This is a genomic window from Streptomyces cucumeris (assembly GCF_024295805.1).
Lineage (GTDB): Bacteria > Actinomycetota > Actinomycetes > Streptomycetales > Streptomycetaceae > Streptomyces > Streptomyces cucumeris.
On record NZ_JANCLX010000007.1, the window covers coordinates 304409 to 311612 of the forward strand.

Sequence of the window (7204 nt, forward strand, 5' to 3'; positions counted from 1 at the left end):
GCCTCTGTCCCCCGTCGGTTCAGCGGTGGGCCACCGCCTGCTTGACGAGAGTCCGTCCGAACTCCCACATCAGACCGCCGCCCCCGTGTGCGTCGTCCATGACCGCAGTGAACGCCCCGACGAAACGGTCCACTTCCCGCTCGCCGATGATCAGCGGCGGGATCAGCTTAATCACCTCCAGGTGGTCACCGGAGACCTGGGTGAGGATGCGGTGGCGCTGGAGCAGCGGGACCACGACCATCTGCGCGAACAGCCCCTTGCGCGCGGCCTGGAGCATCGACCAGCGGCCGCGCAGTCCGAGCGAGGAGGGCCTGCCGAACTCGATGCCGATCATCAGGCCGCGGCCGCGTACGTCGTGCAGCAGCTCGTAGCGGTCCACCAGGGCGGTGAGCCGCTCGCGCAGGAGATCGCCGGTGCGCCGGGCGTTGGCCACGATGCCCTCGCCCTCCATCACCGACAGCACGGCGAGCCCGGCCGCCATCGCCTGGGCGTTGGATCCGAAGCTGGCGGAGTGGACCAGCACCCGGTCCATCGAGGCATAGACCCTCTTGAAGATCCACTCCTTGCCGAGGGTGGCTCCGACCGGGACATAGCCGCCCGACAGCGCCTTGGCCACGCACACCAGATCCGGTTCGACGCCTTCCTCGTGCTGGTAGGCGAAGAACTCACCGGTGCGGCCGAGACCGGTCTGCACCTCGTCCACGATCAGCAGGGCCTTGTGGCGGCGCAGCAGCTCCTGGGCCGCGCGCAGGAAGCCCGGCGGTGACGCATGCACCCCCTTGCCCTGGATCGGCTCGACGATGAACCCGGCCACGTCGCCGCGCGCCAGCTCCCGTTCCAGCGCGTCCAGATCGCCCATCCCGATCGCGGTGTCCGGCAGCAGCGGCGCGAAGCCCCGGCGGAAGCCGTCCTCACCGTTGACCGACAGGGCACCGGTGGTCAGCCCGTGGAACGCATGCGAGCAGTACAGGACGCGTGGCCGCCGGGTGGCGAAGCGGGCGAACTTCAGCGCCGTCTCCACCGCCTCGGTGCCGCTGTTGCCGAAGAACACCCGGTCCAGATGAGGGGCGTGGGAGAGCAGCTTCTCGGCGAGCAGTCCGGGCAGCGGCTGGCAGTCGAAGCGGGTCAGATCGGCGAGCGAGGCGTCCAGCACATCGTGCAGCGCCTTGCGCACGACCGGGTGGTGGCGGCCCAGGCCCATCACCCCGAACCCGGCGAGCATGTCCAGGTAGTCCTGGCCCTCGTCGTCCCAGAAGTAGGCGCCCTCGGCCCGTTCGTAGACCTTGTCGAAGCCGATGGTGCGCAGCATCCGCGGGAGCTGGTGATTGAGGTGGCGGGCGTGCAGGTCGTAGCGCTCACCGGAGCGTTCGGCCAGGAGCCGGCCGAGGTCGAAGCCCTTGCACTGCTCGGCTGAGGTCATGTCCGGCTCTCCTCGGAGGCGGCGGGGCGGGTGCCGCGCATGGCGTCGGTACGGGCCAGGGCCGCGCCGGTCCGGCCCGCGATCTCGGCGGGCGTCAGCCCGATCTCGGCGAGCAGCTCGGCGCGTTTGGCGTGCGGCAGGAACTCCTCGGGAATCCCGAACGTCCGTACCGGCAGATCGACTTCGGCGTCCCGCAGCACCTGCGCCACCGCCGCGCCCACCCCGCCGGTGCGCACGTTGTCCTCCACGACCGCCACCACCGCGTGGCGGGCCGCGAGTCCGGGAAGACCGGGATCGACGGGCTTGACCCAGCGCGGATCCACCACCGTGCAGCGGATCCCGCGCTCGGCCAGCAGCTCGGCGGCGCGCAGCCCGGTGGCGGCCATCGCCCCGGCCACCACGAACAGCACATCGCCGCCGTCCGGGTCGTCCCGGCGCAGTACGTCCATCCCGCCGATCCGGTCGAGCGCCGGGATCGCCGGGCCCACCGCCTCCTTGGGGAAGCGGACGACGGTCGGCGCGTCGTCCACCGCGACCGCCTCGCGCAGCTGGGCGCGGAGCTGCTCGGCGTCGCGCGGGGCGGCGATCCGCAGCCCCGGCACCACCTGGAGCACCGACATGTCCCACATGCCGTTGTGGCTGGGCCCGTCGGTACCGGTGACACCGGCCCGGTCCAGGACGAAGGTGACCCCGCACCGGTGCAGCGCGACGTCCATCAGCACCTGGTCGAAGGCGCGGTTGAGGAAGGTGGCGTAGACGGCGACGACGGGGTGGAGACCGCCGATGGCGAGTCCGGCCGCGGAGACCGCGGCGTGCTGTTCGGCGATACCCACGTCCCACACCCGCTCCGGATACCTCTCGGCGAAGCCGCCGAGGCCGACCGGGTCCAGCATGGCGGCGGTGAGGGCGACCACATCGGGGCGCTCGGCCCCGATCCGCACCATCTCCTCGCCGAACACCGAGGTCCAGGAGCGGCCCCCGGCCGGGAGGAGCGGTGCGCAGGTGAGCGGGTCCATGGCGGCCACGGTGTGGAAGCGGTCGGCCTCGTCTTCCAGGGCGGGCCGGTAGCCACGGCCCTTCTCGGTGAGGCAGTGCACCAGCACCGGGCCGTGGAACCGTTTCGCCCGGCGCAGCGCGGACTCCACGGCTTCGGTGTCATGCCCGTCGATGGGTCCGACGTACTTCAGCCCCAGATCCTCGAACATGCCCTGCGGAGCGACGGCTTCCTTGAACCCCTTCTTGGCGCCGTGCAGCGATCCGTACAGCGGCTCACCGACCACCGGGGTGCGGCGCAGCACGTCCTTGCCCCAGGCCAGGACGCGTTCATAGCCGTCGGTGGTGCGGAGGGTGGCCAGGTGGTCGGCGAGCCCGCCGATGGTGGGCGCGTAGGAGCGCTCGTTGTCATTGACCACGATGATCAGCGGCCGGTCCCGGGCGGCGGCGATGTTGTTGAGTGCCTCCCAGGCCATCCCGCCGGTCAGCGCGCCGTCGCCGATGACCGCGACCACATGGCGGTCGGAGCGGCCGTACACCTCATGGGCCTTGGCCAGGCCGTCGGCCCAGCCGAGCACGGTGGAGGCATGGCTGTTCTCGATGACGTCGTGCTCGGACTCGGCGCGCGACGGATAGCCGGAGAGCCCGCCCTTGTGGCGCAGCTTGGAGAAGTCCTGGCGGCCGGTGAGCAGTTTGTGGACGTAGGACTGGTGACCGGTGTCCCACAGGATGCGGTCCACCGGTGACTCGAAGACGCGGTGCAGTGCTATGGACAGCTCGACCACGCCCAGGTTGGGGCCGAGATGGCCCCCGGTCCTGGCCACGGCGGTGATCAGGAACTCCCTGATCTCCGCGGCGAGCGCGGCCAGTTCCTCCCCGGACAGCGCGGCGAGGTCGTGCGGGCCCCGGATGTTCTCCAACGACGGCATGCTCGGATCCCCTCCTGGTGTGTCGGCTCACGGCGTTGTCCGGGGTACCCGGGGAACCCCGTTGTCCTCCTTGTTCCGCGCGCTGTTCCTCATCCGCCTCCGGAGGCGGTCTCCCGCGCGGCGCGCAGCGACTCCTTGAGGGAGCTCATGGTCGCCAGGACGGCGGTGGGCTCGTAGCCGCAGTGGGCCATGCAGTTCTCACAGCGCGGGTCCCTGCCGCGGCCGTAGGCGTCCCAGTCGGTCTCCTCCACCAGCTCGCGGTAGGTGGGCACATAGCCGTCGCTCATCAGGTAGCAGGGGCGCTGCCAGCCGAAGAGCGAGTAGTTGGGGATGCCCCAGGCGGTGCACGGGAAGTCCGTCCTGCCTTCGAGGAAGTCCAGGAACAGCGGGCTGTGGTTGAGCCGCCAGCGGCGGCGGTTGCCGTTCGCGAACGCCTTCTTGAACAGCTCGCGGGTCTGCTCCACCCCGAGGAAGTGCTCCTGGTCGGGTGCCTTCTCGTAGGCGTAGGCGGGCGAGATCATCATCTCGTCCACCTGGAGGTCGTCGTTGAGGTAGTTGAGCACGTCGATGACGGTCTGCGGGGTGTCGGTGTTGAAGAAGGTGGAGTTGGTGGTGACCCGGAAGCCGCGCTGCTTGGCCTCCTTGATGGCCGCCACCGCCTCGTCGAACACACCCTCCTTCGCCACGGATTCGTCGTGCCGCTCGCGCAGCCCGTCGATGTGCACTGCGAAGGCGAAGTACGGGGAGGGGGTGAACAGCTCCATCTTCTTGCGCAGCAGCATCGCGTTGGTGCACAGGAAGACGTACTTCCGCCGCGCCACGAGCTGCCGGGTGATCTCGTCGATCTGGGGGTGCATCAGCGGCTCACCGCCCGCGATGGACACCATCGGCGCCCCGGATTCCAGTACCGCGCCCACCGCCTGGGCGACCGGCATCCGCTGCTTCAGCACCCCGGCCGGGTGCTGGATCTTTCCGCAGCCCTCGCATGCGAGATTGCAGGCGAAGAGCGGCTCGAGCTCCACGATCAGCGGGAACTTGTCCCGGCGCTTGATCACCTTCTGGTCAAAGAGATACGTCGCGACCCGGATGGTCTGTCGGAGAGGCATGGCCATCGAGCTCACCTCCTGGGAGCATCGCATTACGGTGCCAGTCGAAGAAAGCGGGAAGAACGGTTCGTAGTACCCGGAAGGCCGATATTCCACCGCGCAGGGTGCCGATCCGGACGAGTTCATGTTCCGGGGCGTCCACGACCACCCGTACGGCCGCAACGGGACGGGCGCCCCGGCGCGCGGCGCAGCGCAGGGTGGCGGCGGACTCCATGTCCACCGCGATGGCTCCGGTGGTGTGCAGCGCGGCCCGCTCCGCGCCCCGCACCACATGGCTGGATCCGGCCAGCGGGCCGATGTGCACGGTCCGCCGGGGACCGCGCCGCGGCCCCGGCGGTACCAGCTCCGCCAGGGCGTCGGCGAGGAACGCGGTACCGGCGCATACGGTGCGCCCGGCCGGGTCACGGGTCTCATCGGCGACCACCAGGTCCCCCGGGTGCATCCCGGGGACGAGTCCGGCACAGAAGCCGGTGGCGAGGACGGCGGTGGGGGCCGCCGGGGCGGAATCCCCGGACAGGGCACGGGCCACCGCCCGCTCGGCGGCCTGCGGCCCCATACCGGTGCGCAGCACCGTCACCGGCCCGGCGGCGTCCGCGTCGCCTCCCCGCAGGGCGAACCGCTCGATGCCGAGCGCGCAGGCGATCAGCAGCGGTGGACGCCCGGGGTCCGGGGCCGGTCCGGCGGACATCAGGATCTCCGCGGCCGTGCCCCGGTGGCCTCGTCATGGACGAATCGCCCGAGTGCCGTGAGGGGGAAGACCTGCCGGTACAGGTGGTAGTTGATGGAGAAGTCCCAGGGGAAGCCGGTGCCGGTGAAGTACGGCTCGTCCCAGGAGCCGTCGGCCTGCTGGGTGACGGTGAGCCAGTCCACCCCGCGTTCGACGGCCTTGCTCTCCCGCTCCCCCGCCGCCAGCAGCGCCAGCAGCGCCCAGGCGGTCTGGGAGGCGGTGGAGGCGCCCCGGCCGGTCCACTCGGGGTCGGGGTAGGAGCGCTGGTCCTCGCCCCAGCCGCCGTCCTCGTTCTGGACGCTCTCCAGCCAGCGCACCGCGCGGCGGACGGCCTGGTGGGAGGCGGGCACCCCGGCGGCGACCAGGGCCGGGACGACCGAGCCGGTGCCGTAGACGTAGTTGGTGCCCCAGCGGCCGAACCACGCCCCGCTGGGCTCCTGCTCGGCCAGCAGCCAGGCGATACCGCGCCGGGTGCGGGCGTCGTAGGACCGGCCCTCGTGGGCGAGCATCTCCACGACGTGTGCGGTGACATCGGCCGACGGCGGGTCGATGACCTCGCCGAAGTCGCAGAACGGCAGCCGGTTGGGCAGCGGGCTGGTGTTGTCCGCGTCGAAGGCGCCCCAGGCCCCGTTCTTCGACTGCATCCCCAGTGTCCAGCGCATACCGCGCCGCACCGCCGTCTCGATCCGCTCGGGCTCGGGGTGCTCGATCCGGCGCAGCGCCAGGATGACCTCGGCGGTGTCGTCGATATCGGGGTAGTTGTCGTTGTGGAACTCGAACGCCCAGCCGCCGGAGGGCAGCGCGGGCCGCCGCACCGACCAGTCGCCGGGCCGGTCGATCTGCTCGGCGAGCATCCAGTCGGCGGCCCTGACCAGCGCCGGGTGGCCGGGGTCGAGTCCGGCGTCGGCGAGCGCGATGGTGGCCAGACAGGTGTCCCAGACCGGGGACTGGCACGCCTCGATCATGCGGCTGCCGTCCTCGCGCCAGACCGCGAAGCGGTCGAGCGATGCCAGCCCGGCGCGCATCACCGGGTGGTCCAGGTCGTAGCCGAGCAGGTGGAGGGCGATCAGGGAGTAGACGGCGGGCGGCTGGATGCCGCCCCAGCAGCCGTCGTTCTCCTGCCGCTCGACGATCCAGCGGGCGCAGGAGCGCAGCGCGGCCCGGCGCAGCGGTCCGACGGCGACCTTGCGGTAGGCGTGCAGGGCGCGGTCCAGCCGCTGGAAGGCGCCGTCCCAGGAGGCCACGGGGGCGGGGCGGCGCGGGGGTCTCGGCCGCCGGGGGTCGGTGTGCAGTTCGTCGAGGGGGAACGGCGCGGGGCGTACGGGCCGGTGGGCGGAGACGATGGTGAGGGGGACGATGGTCTGCCGGGCCCAGCAGCCGAAGTCGTAGATGTTGAGCGGGAGCCACTTCGGGAAGTAGATGATCTCGGGCGGCAGCTCGGGCAGATCCTCCCAGCGCCACCAGCCGAAGAGGGCCAGCCAGATGCGGGTGAAGACGCGGCTGCGGGCGATTCCGCCTTCGGCGCGCACCCAGGCGGCGGCCGCGGCCATATGGGGGGCGTCGGGCTCGTCCCCGGCCAGCCGGAGGGCGACATACGCCTCGACGGTGGCGGAGAGTTCGGGCGGGCCGCCGTGGAAGGTGGCCCAGGTGCCGTCCTCGCCCTGCTCGGCACGGAGGTGGCGGGCCGCGGCGTCGAGGACGCGGGCGTCCTGGATGCCCAGGAACTGCCGGAGCATCAGGTCCTCGGCGTCCATGGTGACGTTGGTCTCCAGGTCGCCCTTCCACCAGCCCTCGTCGTCCTGACGGGAGAGCAGGTGGTCGACCGCGCGGATCGTCGCCTTCCGCGCGGCGCCTAATGTCTCGGACTCAGGTGACTCGGAGGGTTGGACGGTGGTCGCTGTCATGGCTTCCCCTCTGCAGTGTGATCTGCCGTCGTTGGGGCCTCCGTCGGGCGGCCCCCCGCGGGGGGGGCGGCCCGCGCCGGGGGGGGGTGCGCGGGGGGGGTCGCTGATAAAAACCCGACCACCCA

5 protein-coding genes are annotated in these 7204 nt (G+C 71.5%); all 5 read right to left on the reverse strand.

The features are described from left to right. Positions 1 to 19: 19 nt before the first annotated feature. Positions 20 to 1420 (reverse strand): aspartate aminotransferase family protein, encoded by a 1401-nt coding sequence (locus tag NMK44_RS13950; protein ID WP_254742471.1) that lies wholly within the window; start codon positions 1418 to 1420, stop codon positions 20 to 22. After that, a complete protein-coding gene (gene dxs, locus NMK44_RS13955) occupies positions 1417 to 3342 on the reverse strand; it encodes a 1-deoxy-D-xylulose-5-phosphate synthase (protein ID WP_254742474.1) in 1926 nt (641 codons plus the stop codon). The genes NMK44_RS13950 and dxs overlap by 4 nt, the downstream gene beginning before the upstream one ends. An 89-nt stretch (positions 3343 to 3431) precedes the next feature. Continuing rightward, complete coding sequence (gene hpnH / locus NMK44_RS13960; RefSeq protein WP_254742477.1) at positions 3432 to 4454, reverse strand: adenosyl-hopene transferase HpnH; 1023 nt, start codon at positions 4452 to 4454, stop codon at positions 3432 to 3434. Beyond that, a complete protein-coding gene (locus NMK44_RS13965) occupies positions 4405 to 5136 on the reverse strand; it encodes a phosphorylase family protein (protein ID WP_254742480.1) in 732 nt (243 codons plus the stop codon). Before NMK44_RS13965 ends, hpnH begins: the two co-directional genes overlap by 50 nt. After that, complete coding sequence (shc, locus tag NMK44_RS13970) at positions 5136 to 7079, reverse strand: squalene--hopene cyclase (RefSeq protein ID WP_254742483.1); 1944 nt, start codon at positions 7077 to 7079, stop codon at positions 5136 to 5138. The genes NMK44_RS13965 and shc overlap by 1 nt, the downstream gene beginning before the upstream one ends. Positions 7080 to 7204 lie beyond the last annotated feature (125 nt).

Coding starts and splice junctions, on each gene's coding strand:
- NMK44_RS13950 (WP_254742471.1), bottom strand. CDS start 1,420: ATGACCTCAGCCGAGCAGTGCAAGGGCTTCGACCTCGGCCGGCTCCTG.
- dxs (WP_254742474.1), bottom strand. CDS start 3,342: ATGCCGTCGTTGGAGAACATCCGGGGCCCGCACGACCTCGCCGCGCTG.
- shc (WP_254742483.1), bottom strand. CDS start 7,079: ATGACAGCGACCACCGTCCAACCCTCCGAGTCACCTGAGTCCGAGACA.
- hpnH (WP_254742477.1), bottom strand. CDS start 4,454: ATGGCCATGCCTCTCCGACAGACCATCCGGGTCGCGACGTATCTCTTT.
- NMK44_RS13965 (WP_254742480.1), bottom strand. CDS start 5,136: ATGTCCGCCGGACCGGCCCCGGACCCCGGGCGTCCACCGCTGCTGATC.